Consider the following 15,060-nt stretch of genomic DNA (forward strand, 5'->3'; position numbering starts at 1 on the left):
GCGGGGAAAGAGAGCGCTGTTCAGCCGGTCTTGAGCGCTGCATTCCGCCGGCGCGTCGCAGCCGCCTTGCGGGCGCTGGCGGATCGGGCGGAGGCCGGGCGGGCCGCCGCTGCCTTTCCGCCCCGCCTCGCCGAGGCGCTGGTATCCGGCACGCCCCGGCCGGAGCCGGACTTGTTGCCGCCGCCGCTGTCCTTGTTCACGGTGGCCCAGGCGCGCGCCTCTGCCTCATCCTCGCTGAGGCCGCGCTCCCGATAGGATTGTTCGATATGCGCCGCCTTGCGCTTCTGCTTGTCGGTGTAGCTGGATTTGTCGCCACGGGGCATGGGGCGTCTCCTTCCATGGCAGGAAACGCCCCCGGCGGCGCCGGGTTGGCCGTCACGCGCGCGTGGTGACCAGCGACTGGGCCGCGCGCTCCTCCTCCAGCATGTAGTCGCGGGTCAGCGGCAGGGCATCGACGCGGCGCGCCAGCTGCACCTGCCACACCATGTGGCCGCCATGCCGGAAGGCGAATTCGCTGCCCGAGAGGTACATCTCGAACATCCGGCAGAAGCGCTCGTCATAGAGCGCCTTGATCTCCTCCCGGTGCAGCAGGAAGCGGGCGCGCCATTCGGCCAGGGTGCGGGCATAGTGCAGGCGCAGCACCTCGATGTCGGTCACCCACAGTCCGGCCTTCTCCACCGCCGGCACGACCTCGGACAGGGCAGGGGAATAGCCGCCGGGGAAGATGTATTTCTGCATCCAGGGGTTGGTGGTGCCGGGCCCGTCGGAACGACCGATCCCATGCACCAGCGCCACCCCGTCCTCCTTCAGGTGGCGGGCGATGGTGCCGAAATAGGTCGCGAAATGGTTGATGCCGACATGCTCGACCATGCCGACCGACACGACGCGGTCCACCGGCCGGTCCCAGGCGCGATAGTCCATCAGCTCGAACCGCACGCGGTCCTGCAGTCCCTCGGCCTGCGCGCGGGCGCGGGCATGGGCCAGCTGTTCCTCCGACAGCGTGACGCCCGTGACGCGCGCGCCGTGATCGCGCGCCAGGGTCAGCGCCATGCCGCCCCACCCGCAGCCGATGTCCAGCACCTCGAGCCCCGGCCGGTCCAGCCGCAGCTTGGCCGCGATGTGGCGCTTCTTGTCGCGCTGGGCTTCCTCCAGCGTCTCTCGGCCCGTGCGGAAATAGGCGCAGGAATACTGGCGGTCCTCGTCGAGGATGAACGCATAGAGCTGGCCGTTCAGGTCGTAGTGATGGGCCACGTTGCGCTTCGACCGCCCGGCGGGGTTCAGTTGAACCGACCGGCGCGCGAGGCGGCGCAGCCGGTCCAGCCAGCGCCCGAGGCCCGGGTCCCCCGCGATGGCCTGGTTGAGCGTGAGCAGCCTCAGCAGGTCATGGATGCTGCAGTCCAGCGGCTCGATCTCGCCGTCCATGTACAGCTCGCCGAAGGCCATGGCAGGGTCCAGCACCAGCCGCCTGATGGCGTTGGCGGTCTTGAGGTGCATGCCCGCGACAGGGGCCGACCCGGCCTCTCCGGGCGGGCCGAGCGCCACGGTGGTGCCGTCGGGCAGGCGCAGGTTCAGCCTTCCCTGGCGGGTGAAGTTTCCGAGCACGCTCCTGATGAGGGTTTGCAGCATATGAAGCTCCGTCCGGACTGATCCATCGGCGGGCCGCGTGCCTCGCCGGCACCTGCGGCCCGGAGACATTGCTGAATGGCTAACGGGTAACAGTTGGGCGCAATTCGTGATCTGTCCAGGCTGAAATGCGTGAATCGTTACGCCCCCATGGCTGCGAAACGAGGGACGAAAAAATTTTCCGGCAGCGCAACCGCCCTGCGCAAATCAGAGTTGCAAATGGTGACAGGGCTTTGCCTTGATTGCGCCATGCGGCAGCGGTAGCGGTGCTGCGCTGCATGATTTTGTTTCGGGCGCGGAGCCATGGAGGTTTCGCGCTCATGTCAGACCGATGGAGATCCCCATGTCCGCTTCCAAGCTGCTGACGGCCCTCGCCGCCGCCTCCCTGCTCGTCGCCTGCTCCTCCGACCCCGAGACCGCCGCGACCGGCGGCGGCGGCGCCGGTGGCCCGACGGCTTCGAGCATCCGTCCGGGCAGCCAGGAAGACCTGCGCGCCAATGTCGGTGACCGCATCTTCTTCGAGACCGACCGCAGCACCGTCGCCGCCGACCAGCGCCCCGTGCTGGAGCGCCAGGCCCGCTGGCTGGCCCAGTACTCCTCCGTGCAGGTGACCATGGAAGGCCATGCCGACGAGCGCGGCACGCGTGAGTACAACCTGGCCCTCGGCCAGCGCCGCGCCAACAGCGCGCGTGACGTGCTGGTGGCCTCTGGCGTCGCTTCCACCCGCATCCAGGTGATCAGCTACGGCAAGGATCGTCCGGAAGCCCTGGGTTCCGACGAAGGCTCCTGGGCCCAGAACCGCCGCGCCGTGACGGTGGTCCGCTAAGATGCTGCTGCGCGTTTCCGCCCTAGCACTGGCGGCGTCGCTGGCGCTGTCACCCGTCGCCCAGGCTCAGGTGGATTCGCGCGAAGGCATCTACCTCCAGAACCAGCTCCTGCAGCTTCGGCAGGAGCTGGAACAGATGCGTGCCCGGGGCGGTTCGTCCCTGGGCGCTGCCCCCCCCCCCCGCCCCCCCGGCGGCCGCGCCGCCGGCCGCCGAGGCGCCCGCCGCCCGCCCGCCCGCGCGCGCGCTTGCCGATGGGCAGGCCGCGCTCGGCCGTCGCGACTATGCCGCCGCCGAGGCCGCGGCCCGTGAGGTCATCGGCAACCGCGCCGCCGCTTCTTCCACCGTGAATGCGCAGATGCTGCTGGGCGATGCCCTGATCGGCAAGCGGGACTTCGGCAACGCGGCCATCGCCTATAACGAGGCCTATACCCGCGGCCGCGCCACCCCGCGCGGGCCGGAGGCCCTGGTCGGCCTGGCCAATGCCTTCCAGCAGCTGGGCCACCGGCGCGAGGCCTGCGACACGCTGAACGACCTGCGCAGCAACCACCCCAACATCCCCGGGCCCCTGCAGGAGCGTGCGAACGCCGTGCGCGGCCGGGCCCAATGCCGGTAAGCCACTGCCGGTGAACTGATGTGGCTTGCGCGCGTCTCGGGCTCTGTCCCGCGCCGCGCGCATGACGGTTGCGGCGTTTTCCGCACTGGTCCGGTCTGCTTTGTCCCGGTCTGCTGGCGGCCATGAACGCCAGTCCAAGAAGAATCCTGTGGGTCGCCATCGCCGCGGCTGCCCTCACATCCTCCCTCGCCATGGGTATCCGGCAGACCTACGGGCTGCTGATGATGCCGCTGAACGTGGAGCAGGGGGTGGCCCCCTGGGCCTTCGGGCTGGCGGTGGCGCTTCACAACCTGGTCTGGGGCCTGGGCCAGCCGGTGGCGGGTTCGCTGGCCGACAAGCACGGCTCCGGCCGCGTCATGGCCTTCGGCGGCGTGTTCTACCTGCTGGGCTGCGGGTTGCCGGCGCTTTTCCCCACCAACACCATGGTCATCGTCGGCATCGGCTTGTTCAGCGGGCTGGGCGTGGCCTGCGCGGGCACCGGCATGGCGCTTGCTGCCATCGGGCGCCTGGCGCCGCCCGAGAAGCGCGGCGAGATGATCGGCGTGGCGAGCGCCGGCGGGTCCCTCGGCCAGGCCTTCATGGTGCCGGTCGTCTATAACGCCGCCGGCATGCTGGGCGCGGTGGGGGCCCTGGGCACCTTGGCGGTCTCCGCGCTGCTGATCGTGCCGCTGGCGCGCGGCATCGAATGGCGCACGCCTGTCGGGCGCAAGCCGGGGGCTGGGCTCGCGGGGCTGCCGGCCCTGGCGCGCCGGGCGCTCGCTGACCGCGACTTCGCCCTGCTGACCGGCGGCTTCTTCGCCTGCGGCTTTCAGCTCGCCTTCATCACCACCCATCTGCCCACCCATATCGCGCTGTGCGGCCTGCCGCCGGCGCTGGGTGCGACGGCGCTGATGCTGATCGGGCTGTTCAACATTCCCGGCAGCTGGTTCTGCGGCTGGCTCAGCGGGCGGGTGCGGCCGGAGCTGGCGCTTGGCATCATCTATCTGGCGCGCACCGTGGCGGTGGGTGCCTTCGCCCTGGCCCCGCCGACCGAGTTCGGGACCATGCTGTTCGCTGCTACCATGGGTTTCATCTGGCTGGGCACGGTGCCGCTGACCTCGGCTGCGATCGCGCGGCGATTCGGCGTGGCGGATCTGGGCGCGCTGTACGGCGTGTGCTTCTTCAGCCACCAGATCGGCGGCTTCCTTGGCGCTGCCTCGGGTGCCGTGCTGCTGCAGGTCGCGGGTGATTTCAGTGCCTTCTGGCCGGTGATGGTGCTGGTGGGGCTGCTGGCCGCGGTGCTGAACTGGCTGTGCCGGCCGCCCGCGCCCTCGGCCGTGGCGGCTTGAGCATGGCGTGCGAGGCTGCCTGTCTGGCGGCTCCGTAACCGATAAGTTACGCTCCGGCACGGACTGCAATCAGAACTGTCCGTGCCGTGGAGCTGCGATGCCATCCGATATTCAGTCACGCCGAATCGCCTCCGAGATCCGTGTGTTTGCCGGGCAGGAAAAGCTTCACCTGTCGAACCCCGCCGCCGACTGGCGGAACATCGAGGGCCTTCTCAAGCCGCTGCAGCATCAGTTCGGCGTGCAGCTGGTGCATGAGATCTATGCCACCGTGATTCACGAGGCCCTGGAGCGTGTCGGCCCCGCGCCCGTCTACAGCATCGGCTGCGGCGCGGGCGCCGAGGAGATCGAGGTGCTGCGCGCGGCCGACCGGCTGGGTTTCGCCCCCTTCACGATCATCGGCCTGGAGCTGTCGCCGATCTCCGTCGAGCGTGCGGGCGCGGCGGCCGCCGCTGCGGGCTATGCGGACCGCTTCGTGCCCCGCGTGCACGACCTGAACGCTGGGCTGCCGGCGCTGGCACCCGCCGCCGCCATCATGGCGCACCATGTATTGCACCATATCGTGGAGCTGGAGCTGCTGTACGCGCATCTGGCCGAGGGGCTGCATCCGCAGGGCAGTTTCGTCAGCTGCGACATGATGGGCCGCAACGGGCACATGCGCTGGCCGGAGGTGCTGCCGGCGGTCCGTGCCCTGTGGCAGCACCTGCCGGAGCGCTTTCGCCACGACCATGTCTGGCACCGGCCGATGCCGCATTTTCAGGATTGGGACTGCGCGATCGAGGGCTTCGAGGGCGTTCGCGCGCAGGAGGTGCTTCCCCTGCTGGCCGAGCGCTTCGTGCCCGCGCGTCTGGTCACGCGCGGCGCGGTGATGGAGGTATTCACCAGCGACCGCGTCGGGCCCGGCTTGGACCCTTTCACCTGCGAGGACGACCGGGTCTTCCTGGGCGCGCTGGCCGAGTGGGAGCGGGGGCTGCTCGCCCGGCGGGAGACGACGCCGACCGAATTCGTGGGCGAGTTCCGCCGCCGCGACAGCGGCTTCGTGCCGCCCGCCGAGATCGCGGAGGCGATGCGCCTGGCCCTGCGCCCGCCGGAGGAAGTTTTCCCCGCCGTGCCGGTGCCGGACCTCGCCCTGCCCTGGCCGGTTCAGCCCGGCGCCGCGCCCCTGCCGCTTCCGGTGGGCGAATTGAGCGCCTCCGAGGTGCAGGCATCCGGCGCGCTGGAGGATGGCTGGCTCATCCTCGACGACGGCGCCGTCTGGGCGATCGTGGAGGAGCAGGGGCTGGACCTGCGCTTTACCGGCCCCGTGGCCGCACTGCGCTTCGAGTTCTGGCACAACCAGCCCCAGGAGCGGGAACAGGCGATTACCGTTCTGCTCGACGGGCAGCCGGTGGCCTGCACCGGCGTGATGCCGAGCGGCGAGCTCAGCTTCCTGGACGTGCAGCACCCCGCGGGCGGTAGCAGCAGCTGGCCCCTGCGGCTGCGCTGTGCCACCTGGCGGCGCCCGGACCAGGATGGCGGGGAAGACAGGCGCCCGCTTTCCTACAGCCTGTTCCGGCTGCACGCGAAGCCGATGCCGGAGGCCGCCCAGTCCCATGGTGCCCAGTCCCATGGCACCCAGTCACAGGGCGCCCGACTGCCCCTGTGGCGCCGGGCGCTGCGGCGCCTGCTCAACCTTTCCTAAGGTTGTAGAACAGCGGCATGCCCTGCAGCATGCCGGTCACGTTCCGCCGATAGGCCGTCAGGTCCTTCCAGCGCCCGGTCGGGATATAGGCGACGTCCTGCAGGGCCTGTTCCTGGATCTGCCGCGCGAGCGCCTGGCGGGCCGGCTGGTCGGGCGCCTCCACCCAATGGTCACGCAGGGTTTCCAGCTGCGGGCTGGTCGGCCAGCCGGGCCAGGCGCTGAGCCCGTTGCCGCGCAGCGCCAGGTGCGAGGTCGGGTCCCACAGGTCGAGGCCCGGCAGCAGGGTGGTGGTGCAGCTCCAGCCGCCCTGGTCGAGCGGGGCGCGGCTGGCGCGGCGCTGCAGCCACACGCCGAAATCGACGGGGATGATCTCCACATTCATGCCCGCGCGCCGCATCTGGTCGGCCGCGACATCCACCTGCTGGCTCATGGTGTAGAAATTGGCGGCCGAGAGAAAACCGATCTTCTCCCCGTTGTATCCGGCCGCCGCCAGCTCCTGCCGGACCTTGGCGTAGTCGCGGGGCGCCGTCAGCACGGACATGCCGGCGTCGCTCGCCATGGGTGAGTTCGGGCAGAACACCCCCACCCCCGTGTCCCACAGGCTGCGGTCGGTGCCGGCGACCGCGGTCATGATCTCGCTCTGGTCGATGGCGCCCAGGATGGCGCGGCGGATGGCCGGCTTGTCGAAGGGTGGCTGCAGGTGGTTCAGCCGCAGGATGCCCATGTTGCCGGCCGGGTTGTAGCTGCCCAGCACCACGTTGCGGTCCCGCCGCAGCAGCGGCACCAGGTCGAGCAGCACATCCTCATACCAGTCGATCTCGCCGCTGATCACGGCGGCGGCGGCGGTGGGCGCGTCGGGGATGATGGTCCATTCCACGCGGTCCAGATGCGCGACCTTGGGGCCGGAGGTGAATTGCGGCGTGCCGTCCGGGCGCGGGACATAGCCGTCGAACTTCGCCCAGACGGAACGCGCGCCGTTCACGCGTTCATTGGCCAGGTAGCGGAACGGGCCGCTGCCCACCACCTCGGTCACCTGCTTCGTCGGGTCGGCCGCGATCAGGCGCTCAGGCATGATGACGGGGATGTAGCTGGTGGATTTGCCCAGCGCATTGGGCAGCAGCGGGAAGGGCCGCTTCAGCCGGAACACGATCTCCTTGTCCGAGGGCGCGGAGATCTCGTCCGTCACGGCCATCAGCAGCTGGCCCATCACGTCCACCCGGCCCCAGCGGCGGATGCTGGCCACGCAATCCCTGGCCAGCACCGGCGTGCCGTCATGGAAGCGCAGGCCGTCGCGCAGCGTGATGGTCCAGCGCCTGCCTTCATCGGCCACCACATGGCCGGCGGCCATCTGCGGGTGCGGGTTCAGGTTGTCGTCCAGGCCATAGAGCGTGTCGTAGCTCATCAGCGCCAGGTAGCGGGTGGAGAAGGCGGTGCTGAACACCGGGTCCAGGATGGTGGCATCCGCGTTGGGCTTGAACCTGAACACCCGGTTCGCCTGGGCCTGCCCCAGGGATGGGGCGGCGAAGGCTGCGGCACCGGTCGCCAGAACGTCTCTACGCTTCATGCTCAACCTCTCCTGGGTGGTGGGATGTGTCGGCCGGGGGCTACTTCCCCCAGGCCTCGGCCAGTTCCTTCGAGATCACGCCGTCTTCCAGATCGCGCTGGATCAGGGCCGCCGGGCGTTCGGCGGGCGCGCCGTAGCCGCCGCCGCCGCCCAGGCTGATGGTGACCACATCGCCCTTCAGCAGGTTGAAGGCCGCCTTGCTGGTCAGGCTGATGACCTGCCCGTCGCGCAGCACCTCGCACTTGCCCGAGGCGCCGGGACCGCCGCCGAAAATGCCCGAGGAATGGCCGGTGAAACGGTCCGAGTAGTAGGAGACCAGCGCCCCCTCGGTCAGGATCTCATAGCTGCGTGAGAAGCCCGTGCCGCCGCGCCTGGCACCCACCCCGCCGCTGTCGGTGCGCAGCGTGTAGTCGGTGACGCGGAAGAAGCTGAAATCCTGGTCCATCGCCTCGACCGGCGTGTTGGAGCAGTTGGAGAGCGGGTTATCGACCGCGTCGCAGCCGTCATTGCCGATGCCCGCGCCGTAGCCCCCGCCATACACCTCCAGATAGACCGACCACCCGGCAGGCCCGAGCCAGGAGAGGCAGAAGGCGGTGGTGGTGTCATAGCCCTGGGCGATCACCTTCTCGGGCGCCGCCTGGGAGACGGCCTGCATCACCGCGTTCCACGCGCGCGAACAGGACAGCATGCGCGCGCGCACCGGGGCCGGGTGGTTCGGGTTCAGCAGCGTGCCCTTGGGCGCCGTGACCGTGATGGGCCGCAGCGAGCCGTCATTGAACGGGATGTCCGGGCTGGTAAGCGCCGCCTTGAGGCAGGAGACGCTGGCCGAGATGACCGAGGCGAAGGGCGCGTTGATGTTGGTGCCCACCTGGGGCGCGGTGCCGGTGAAATCGACGGTGATGGAATCGCCCGCGATCGTCACCGCCGCGCGCACCGGCAGCGGCCCGCTGCCCAGCCCGTCGTCATCGAGGAAGGCCTCGCCGTGATAGGTGCCGTCCGGCACCTCGGCGATGGCGGCGCGCATCCGGCGCTCGGAATAATCCTGCAGGGCGGCCATGGTGGCCGTGACCTTGGCGCGGCCGTAGCGCGCGGCCAGTTCCTGGATGCGCAGCACGCCGATGTTGTTGGCTGCGATCTGCGCGTCGAAGTCGCCCATGGTCTGGGCGGGCACGCGCACATTGGCCCGCAGCAGCCGCTGGAAGCCGCCGCCATGCCAGTCGCGGTGGATGTTCACCTTCATGGGCGGGATGATCAGCCCTTCGGCATAGAGGTCCCGCGCGCCGGCATTCAGCCCCGGGCTGCCGCCGCCGAGGTCGAGGTGATGCGCGACGGAGGCCGCGAAGCCGATCACCTCGCCCTCGAAGAAGATCGGGTGGAAGAAGAACACGTCCTGCAGGTGCTGGCCGCCCGAATAGGGGTCGTTGATGACCAGGAAGTCGCCTTCCTCCAGCGTCTCCTTCGGGTAGAGCGCGGCACAGGGCTGGAAGATGCGCCCGATGCTGCCGAGTTGCATCGGGATCAGCTCCGCCTGGGCGACGGTGCCGCCATCGGCGTCCAGCAGCGCGGCGGAGCCGTCGCGCGCCTCACGCAGGATGGTGGAGTAGGCGGAGCGGATGAGCTTCGCGCCCATCTCGCGCGCCGCCGCGATCACGGATTGGCTGAGGATGGCATATTCGACGGGGTCCAGGGTCATGGTTCAGCCCTCCTTGCGCAGCAGCATGTTGCCGGCGGCATCCCGCGCGCCGGTCCAGCCCGGGGGTACCCAGGTGGTCGAGGAATAGCCCTCGATCAGCGCGGGGCCGGAGACGGCCTCGCCCACCGAGAGGCCCGCGGCATCGACCAGCTTCGCGGGCACCCCCATCACCTCGGCGCTCGGCGGGCGCGACAGCCCGCTGGCGCGTTCCTTCACCTCCGGCAGGGCGTCCAGCCGGCGGCGTACGCCGAAGCGCAGCCCCACCAGCTCGACCTTGCGGCCCGGCTCGCCGCCATGCAGGTAGACGCGCTGGTGGGCGGCGGCGAAACGCTCCGCCAGGTCCGCCGCCGTCAGCCCCGGCAGTTCGGCGGGGGCCACCGTGACCGGAATCTCGAAGGCCTGCCCGACGAAGCGCATGTCGAGCTCCAGGCTGTGTTCCAGCGGGCCGGTCAGGCCGAGGGCCGCGAACTCGCTTTCGGTCGCTTCCCGCAGACGGGCGCAATCGGCGGCGATGATGGCGGGCGTCTCGTCGCCGAGGCCGACCCGGCGGGTGATGCCGCGCAGCTTCACGTAATCGGCCGACAGCAGGCCGAGGGCCGAGATGACGCCCGGGTTGGGCGGCACCAGGATCTCGCGGATGCCCAGCTCCTCGGCGATCTCGGCGGCCAGCAGCGGGCCCGCGCCGCCGAAGGGCAGAAGCGCGTAGTCGCGCGGGTCGCGCCCACGCTCGGTCGAGACGAGCTGGATGGCGCGCACGATATTGGCGACCGCGAGCCTGATGGCGGCTGCCGCAGCGCCCTGCACATCCGTGCCCAGGCGTTTGGCCACATCCTCGAAGGCGCGATGGGCGGCCGCCGCGTCCAGGCTCATGCCGCCGCCCAGGAAGGCATCGGGGCGGATGGTGCCGCGCACCACATGGGCGTCGGTCACGGTGGGCTGCGTGCCGCCCTTGCCGTAGCAGGCCGGGCCCGGCTCCGCGCCCGCGCTGCGGGGGCCCACGCGCAGCATGCCGCCATCGTCGATCCAGACCAGGCTGCCGCCGCCGGCACCCACCGTCACGATATCGAGCACCGGGGTGCGGATGGGCAGCCCGTCCACTTCCGTCTCGGCGGCCAGCGACGCCTCGCCGTCCTGCACCAGCGCCACGTCGGTGGAGGTGCCGCCCATGTCGAAGGTGATGAGGTTGCCGCGATCAGAGCGCGCGGCCTGGCGGATGGCACCCACCACGCCGGCGGCGGGGCCCGACAGCAGCGCGGTGATGGCGTTCTTGCGCATGGCGATGGCCGGCATCCGCCCGCCATTGGACTGCATGACGCTGAAATGGCCGGTGAAGCCGGCCCCGGCCAGCGTGGCGCCGAACCGGTCGAGATAGCCGTCGATCACCGGCTGCACATAGGCCGACAGCGCGGTGGTGGAGGCGCGCTCGAACTCGCGGAATTCCGGGGCGACCTCGTGGCTGGCCGCGACCTTCAGGCCGGGCAGGGCGGCCTCGATCATCTCCTTCAGCCGCATCTCATGCGCGGGGGAGGCATAGGCCGAGAGCAGGCAGATCGCGACCGCCTGATAGCCGCCGGCAGCCAGAGCCGGGATCAGGTCGTGCGTCACGGCGGCCTCGTCCAGCGGCGCGATCACGCTGCCGTCGGGGGCGATGCGCTCGGGCACCTCGAAGCAGTCGCGCCGGCGCACCGGGGGCGCGGGCTTGGCGTAGTGCAGGTCATAGATGCTGCGGCGGTCGTGCCGCTGCATGAACAGGATGTCGCGAAAGCCCTTGGTGGCGACGAAGGCGATGTTGGCGCCACGCCGTTCCAGGATGGCGTTGGTCGCCACCGTGGAGCCATGCACCAGATCGGTCACGCTCTCGGGCGGAATGCCGGCCGCCCCCAGCGCGTTGAAGGCGCCGATATCCGGGCTGCGCGGGGTGGAAGGCACCTTGATGACCCGCACCTCTCCCTGATCGACCGCGACCAGGTCAGTGAAGGTTCCGCCCACCTCGATTCCAACACGCATGTTTTGCTTTCCGGCACTGTCTGGGGGTAGCTTACGCCGCCATCGCCCTTGTGCAACCAAATTGAAAATACCACGGTGATTTTTTCAATGAATGAGGAAGTGCCGGACAGCGTCACGGATAGCCCCACCCCGGTGCTGGGCCTCAGGCTGCGCGGCATGCGCCAGCGGCGCGACTGGACGCTGCAGGAACTCTCTGCCCGCAGCGGCCTGTCGGTGGGCATGCTGAGCCAGATCGAGCGCGGGATATCCTCGCCCTCCATCCGCTCCCTGCAGAAGCTGGCCGAGATCTTCGCCGTGCCGATCGGCTGGTTCTTCAGCGACGCGGGCGCCGCCGCCCAGGGCCCCGGCTGGGTGCTGCGCCGCGCCCAGCGCCGCGTGCTCGACCTCTCGGCCAAGGGCATCACCAAGGAATTGCTGGCCCCTGAAGGTGACGGCAGCATCGAGATGATGCTGATCACGGTCGAGCCCGGCGGCTCCACCGGCGAGGCCCCCTACAGCCACGCGGGCGAGGATGCGGGCACCGTCATCGAGGGCGTGCTCGGCCTGGAAGTGGACGGCACCACCAGCACCCTGCAGGCCGGCGACTCATTCCGCTTCGCCTCCACCCTGCCGCACCGCTTCTGGAACAACGGCCCGCTGCGCTGCGTCGTCGTCTGGGCCGTGACGCCGCCGCTGTACTGAGCGGGGGAAGTGGCTCTCCGGGGCGCTGCCCCGAACCCCGATCAGGGGCTTTGCCCCCGATACCCCCACCAAAGGCCGAAAGGCCTTTGGAAACCGGGAGCCGAAAGGTTGAGGAGGGGGCGGGTAGCGCTCGTCGGGCCAGGAAGGACACTCGGTGCCCCCTCCTCAACCTTTCGGATAACTCATGGGGGTCCAGGGGCCACAGGCTCCTGGCGGGTTCCAAGGGCGGCGCCCTTGGTGGGGTCCGGGGCAAGGCCCCGGCCTGCCTCACATCCCCAGCCGGTCCAGCACGCGGCCGCGCCAGACTTCGGCCCAGACGCCGAGTTTCCAGAAGCGGTGGAAGGCGATGGGTTTCAGCGGCAGGAAGGGCATGTCGAAGCCCGCCTTGTCGCCGGTGGCCAGGTGTTCGGCCAGGATGCGGCCCATGTGGCTGGACATGGCGACGCCGCGCCCGTTGTAGCCGACGCAGCTGATCAGGCCCGGCGCCAGCTCATGGATGTGCGGGTAGTGGTCCTGGGTGATGGCCACGCGGCCGTTCCAGGCCTTGGACCAGGTGGCGCCCTTCAGCTGCGGCCACAGCCGCTCGGTATGCGCGACCAGATAATCGAGCCCGGCGGTGCCCTGCAGTTCGCCCTGGGGCCCGCGCCCGCCCATCAGCAGGCGGTTTTCCTGATCGACGCGGTAATAGACGGTGATGCGCCCGGTTTCGAACACCGAGCCGCGCAGCGGCAGGATGGAGGCCGCGACGTCCGGGGCGAGGGGTTCCGTCGCGCGGATGGAGCTGAACACCGGCACCACGCTCTGTTCCAGCCCCGGCCACAGCGCGTCGGTATAGCCGTTGGTCGCCAGCAGCACCTGCCCGGCGCGGACCTTGCCGCGCGGGGTCTCGACCAGCCATCCGTCGCCCTGCGGCTTCAGGGCGGTCGCGGGCGTGTCGCCATGGATGCGCGCACCGAGGGCGAGTGCCGCGCGCGCCAGGCCGCGCGCATAGCTCAGCGGCTGCACATCGCCGCCGCGCGGGTCCAGGAAGCCGAGCTGGTAATAGCCGGTGCCAGTGGCCTGCTCCATCGCCGGGCCTTCCAGCAGGCGGGTGGGCATGCCGCGCTCGGCACAGACATCCGCCAGTTTGCGCAGCTCGGCCGCGGATTTCGCGCTGGTGGCCGCGCGCAGCGTGCCGCCCTGGCGGGCCTCGCAGCGGATCTGGTGGCGGCGGATCAGCTCGAACACATAGTCGGGGGCGGCGTGGCTGAAGGCCACCATGCGCCGGCCCAGCTCAGGGCCGAAATGGGCCTCCACCTCATCGGGGCGGTGCTTCAGCCCGGGGTTCACCTGCCCGCCATTGCGGCCTGAGGCACCCCAGCCCGGCTCATTGGCTTCCAGCACGATGCAGGAGACCCCGCGCTCGGCCAGGTGCAGGGCGGTGGAAAGTCCGGTGAAGCCCGCGCCGATGATGGCGACATCGGCCTGCGCATCACCCTCCAGCGGCGGGGTGTGGACGGCGGGGATGGCGGTGACGGCGTAGAGGCTGGGCGGCAGCGGGCGTGGCATGGCCGGAGTGTTCGCCCGCGCCGCCGCCCCGTCAAGGCGCTTCACCTGGGGTGAAAATCAGCGCGGCTTCTGGAAGCCGCCCACGATCATGTCGTGGAACTGTTCCACGATCTGCACGGCGGTCAGCGGCCCGCCGGGGCTGTACCAGCGCGTCAGCCAGTTGGTGGCGCTGCTGACCAGGCGGCCGGCCAGCGCGATGTCCAGGTCCTCGCGCATGTCGCCGTTCTCGACCGCGGCGCGCAGGATGTCGCGCAGCACGGCCTCGTATTTGTCGCGCCATTCCAGGCGCTGCTTGCGCCGGCGCACCTGCGGGTCGTTCCAGAACATCGCGGCACTGGCGAGCCACGCCCAGCGGAACTTCTCGAAGAAGCGAGCCGTCTCGACCATGAACACCTTCAGCCGGTCCATGGGCGGCAGGGCCGGATTGTCGTGCGCCGCGATGTGCAGATAGATCGACTTGGTGGTGCCCATGGAGACAAGCCGCAGGATCGCGTTCTTGTCCGGGAAGTGGTGATAGAGCGTGGCCTTGGAGATGCCGCACTCCTCCGCGATGTCGCGCATCGAGGCACCGTCGAAGCCCTTGGTGGCGAACAGCCGGCAGGCGACGGTCAGGATCTGCAGCTTGCGCTCGGAGGGTGGATGCTCCTCGTCGCCCAGTTCCAACAGTTCCGCCAGATCTCTCATTTCCGCCCCGATGCTTGCATGCAAGGCGCAAGCGCCTGCGATTATTCCGATCAGGCTGCCTTACCCGCCCAATGCATGCAACAGCACGGCCGCCGCGTTGGACACATTCAGGCTTTCGACCGGCCCGCGCGCGGGCAGCGTCACGCGCAGCGGGCAGGCGGCGATGGCGGCGGGGGTGGGGCCGTGTTCCTCATTGCCCAGCACCAGGGCGAAGGGCTTGCCGCGCGGCAGCTGGGCGGGGGGCACGCCATCGGCGGCGGTGGCCACCACCGGGGCCAGCCGGCCGGTCACCCGCCGCAGGAAGCCAGGCAGGTCCTCCACCCGGAATAGGTCCAGGTGTTCCAGCGCGCCCTCGCTGGTGCGGAACACCGCGTCAGAGAGGTCCGCCTGGCGCGGGTCGGCCGAGATGACGGCGGCCTTCGCGCCGAAGAACACCGCCGAGCGCAGGATGGCGCCCATGTTGTGCGGGTTGCCCACCCCGTCCAGCACCGGCAGCACCGCGGCGGACCACAGCACATCCGGCAGGCGTTCGGGCATGGGCAGGGCGCGGCGGGGGGCGGCGATGGCCACGATGCCGTTGTGGTGCGGCGTGCCCGCGATGCGGTCCAGCTCCTCGGACGGCACCATGCGATAGGGCAGGCGGTGGCGCGCCATGTAGCGCGCCAGCGGAATGGCGAACTGCTCCATCTCCGGCGTGTAGAACAGGCGGCCCACCTGCTCGGGGCGGCGCGTGAACAGGGCGCGGACCGCGTTGGGGCCGGTGATGCGCTGGGGGTCGGGGCTTCGCATCGGCGGCCGTTAGCGCGGCGCGGGC

General features: G+C 70.2%; 13 protein-coding genes. 5 read left to right on the plus strand and 8 right to left on the minus strand.

Annotated features, from left to right (window positions below):
• Window positions 1-20: 20 nt before the first annotated feature.
• Entirely contained in the window at window positions 21-323 is a 303-nt protein-coding gene (locus EOD42_RS07265; protein WP_127786843.1) for a plasmid stabilization protein, read from the minus strand.
• Window positions 324-375: 52 nt separating this feature from the next.
• On the minus strand, window positions 376-1,623 hold the full coding sequence (locus tag EOD42_RS07270) for a class I SAM-dependent methyltransferase (protein ID WP_408902153.1): 1,248 nt from the start codon (window positions 1,621-1,623) through the stop codon (window positions 376-378).
• 343 nt (window positions 1,624-1,966) lie between these two features.
• On the opposite strand from EOD42_RS07270, the gene pal reads away from it, so the two are divergent.
• The 4 genes from pal (at window position 1,967) to EOD42_RS07290 (ending at window position 6,069) form a co-directional block, all read left to right on the plus strand.
• Window positions 1,967-2,449 carry a peptidoglycan-associated lipoprotein Pal gene (gene pal, locus EOD42_RS07275; RefSeq protein ID WP_127786845.1) on the plus strand — a complete coding sequence of 161 codons (483 nt, stop codon included), beginning with the start codon at window positions 1,967-1,969 and terminating at the stop codon, window positions 2,447-2,449.
• Window positions 2,450-2,589: 140 nt separating this feature from the next.
• Window positions 2,590-3,063: a tetratricopeptide repeat protein gene (locus tag EOD42_RS07280; protein ID WP_127786846.1), complete on the plus strand. Its 474-nt coding sequence runs from the start codon at window positions 2,590-2,592 to the stop codon at window positions 3,061-3,063.
• Between the two features lie 122 nt (window positions 3,064-3,185).
• On the plus strand, window positions 3,186-4,391 hold the full coding sequence (locus EOD42_RS07285) for an MFS transporter (RefSeq protein ID WP_127786847.1): 1,206 nt from the start codon (window positions 3,186-3,188) through the stop codon (window positions 4,389-4,391).
• A 97-nt stretch (window positions 4,392-4,488) separates the two neighbouring features.
• The gene (locus EOD42_RS07290) at window positions 4,489-6,069 is read left to right on the plus strand and encodes a class I SAM-dependent methyltransferase (RefSeq protein WP_127786848.1); all 1,581 of its coding nucleotides are present in this window, start codon (window positions 4,489-4,491) and stop codon (window positions 6,067-6,069) included.
• Here the strand turns inward: EOD42_RS07290 and EOD42_RS07295 are convergent.
• From EOD42_RS07295 to EOD42_RS07305, 3 genes are read right to left on the minus strand one after another with little or no spacing between them, the layout of a single operon-like run.
• On the minus strand, window positions 6,056-7,633 hold the full coding sequence (locus EOD42_RS07295; protein WP_127786849.1) for an ABC transporter substrate-binding protein: 1,578 nt from the start codon (window positions 7,631-7,633) through the stop codon (window positions 6,056-6,058). The two genes, EOD42_RS07290 and EOD42_RS07295, sit on opposite strands and share 14 nt — an antisense overlap.
• Before the next feature lie 40 nt (window positions 7,634-7,673).
• Complete coding sequence (locus EOD42_RS07300) at window positions 7,674-9,326, minus strand: hydantoinase B/oxoprolinase family protein (RefSeq protein ID WP_127786850.1); 1,653 nt, start codon at window positions 9,324-9,326, stop codon at window positions 7,674-7,676.
• A gap of 3 nt (window positions 9,327-9,329) precedes the next feature.
• Window positions 9,330-11,333, minus strand: coding sequence for a hydantoinase/oxoprolinase family protein (locus EOD42_RS07305; protein WP_127786851.1), 2,004 nt, complete (start codon window positions 11,331-11,333; stop codon window positions 9,330-9,332).
• Between the two features lie 75 nt (window positions 11,334-11,408).
• Here EOD42_RS07305 and EOD42_RS07310 point away from each other — a divergent pair, with 75 nt between their 5' ends.
• Entirely contained in the window at window positions 11,409-12,014 is a 606-nt protein-coding gene (locus EOD42_RS07310) for a helix-turn-helix domain-containing protein (protein ID WP_127786852.1), read from the plus strand.
• Between the two features lie 267 nt (window positions 12,015-12,281).
• Here EOD42_RS07310 and EOD42_RS07315 read toward each other — a convergent pair whose 3' ends face one another.
• Genes EOD42_RS07315 through EOD42_RS07325 form a run of 3 tightly spaced genes read right to left on the minus strand, consistent with a single transcriptional unit; the run spans window position 12,282 to window position 15,035 of the window.
• Window positions 12,282-13,562, minus strand: coding sequence for an NAD(P)/FAD-dependent oxidoreductase (locus EOD42_RS07315; protein ID WP_127786853.1), 1,281 nt, complete (start codon window positions 13,560-13,562; stop codon window positions 12,282-12,284).
• 57 nt (window positions 13,563-13,619) lie between these two features.
• Window positions 13,620-14,246 carry a TetR/AcrR family transcriptional regulator gene (locus EOD42_RS07320; protein ID WP_127786854.1) on the minus strand — a complete coding sequence of 209 codons (627 nt, stop codon included), beginning with the start codon at window positions 14,244-14,246 and terminating at the stop codon, window positions 13,620-13,622.
• Window positions 14,247-14,306: 60 nt separating this feature from the next.
• Window positions 14,307-15,035, minus strand: coding sequence for a TrmH family RNA methyltransferase (locus EOD42_RS07325; RefSeq protein ID WP_127786855.1), 729 nt, complete (start codon window positions 15,033-15,035; stop codon window positions 14,307-14,309).
• Window positions 15,036-15,060 lie beyond the last annotated feature (25 nt).

It is taken from the genome of Rhodovarius crocodyli (assembly GCF_004005855.1).
GTDB lineage: Bacteria > Pseudomonadota > Alphaproteobacteria > Acetobacterales > Acetobacteraceae > Rhodovarius > Rhodovarius crocodyli.

What these genes read in the sequence shown, in the direction of transcription:
- EOD42_RS07265 (WP_127786843.1), bottom strand. Translation starts at nt 323, where the DNA reads ATGCCCCGTGGCGACAAATCCAGCTACACCGACAAGCAGAAGCGCAAG.
- pal (WP_127786845.1), top strand. Translation starts at nt 1,967, where the DNA reads ATGTCCGCTTCCAAGCTGCTGACGGCCCTCGCCGCCGCCTCCCTGCTC.
- EOD42_RS07285 (WP_127786847.1), top strand. Translation starts at nt 3,186, where the DNA reads ATGAACGCCAGTCCAAGAAGAATCCTGTGGGTCGCCATCGCCGCGGCT.
- EOD42_RS07290 (WP_127786848.1), top strand. Translation starts at nt 4,489, where the DNA reads ATGCCATCCGATATTCAGTCACGCCGAATCGCCTCCGAGATCCGTGTG.
- EOD42_RS07295 (WP_127786849.1), bottom strand. Translation starts at nt 7,633, where the DNA reads ATGAAGCGTAGAGACGTTCTGGCGACCGGTGCCGCAGCCTTCGCCGCC.
- EOD42_RS07300 (WP_127786850.1), bottom strand. Translation starts at nt 9,326, where the DNA reads ATGACCCTGGACCCCGTCGAATATGCCATCCTCAGCCAATCCGTGATC.
- EOD42_RS07305 (WP_127786851.1), bottom strand. Translation starts at nt 11,333, where the DNA reads ATGCGTGTTGGAATCGAGGTGGGCGGAACCTTCACTGACCTGGTCGCG.
- EOD42_RS07315 (WP_127786853.1), bottom strand. Translation starts at nt 13,562, where the DNA reads ATGCCACGCCCGCTGCCGCCCAGCCTCTACGCCGTCACCGCCATCCCC.
- EOD42_RS07320 (WP_127786854.1), bottom strand. Translation starts at nt 14,246, where the DNA reads ATGAGAGATCTGGCGGAACTGTTGGAACTGGGCGACGAGGAGCATCCA.
- EOD42_RS07325 (WP_127786855.1), bottom strand. Translation starts at nt 15,035, where the DNA reads ATGCGAAGCCCCGACCCCCAGCGCATCACCGGCCCCAACGCGGTCCGC.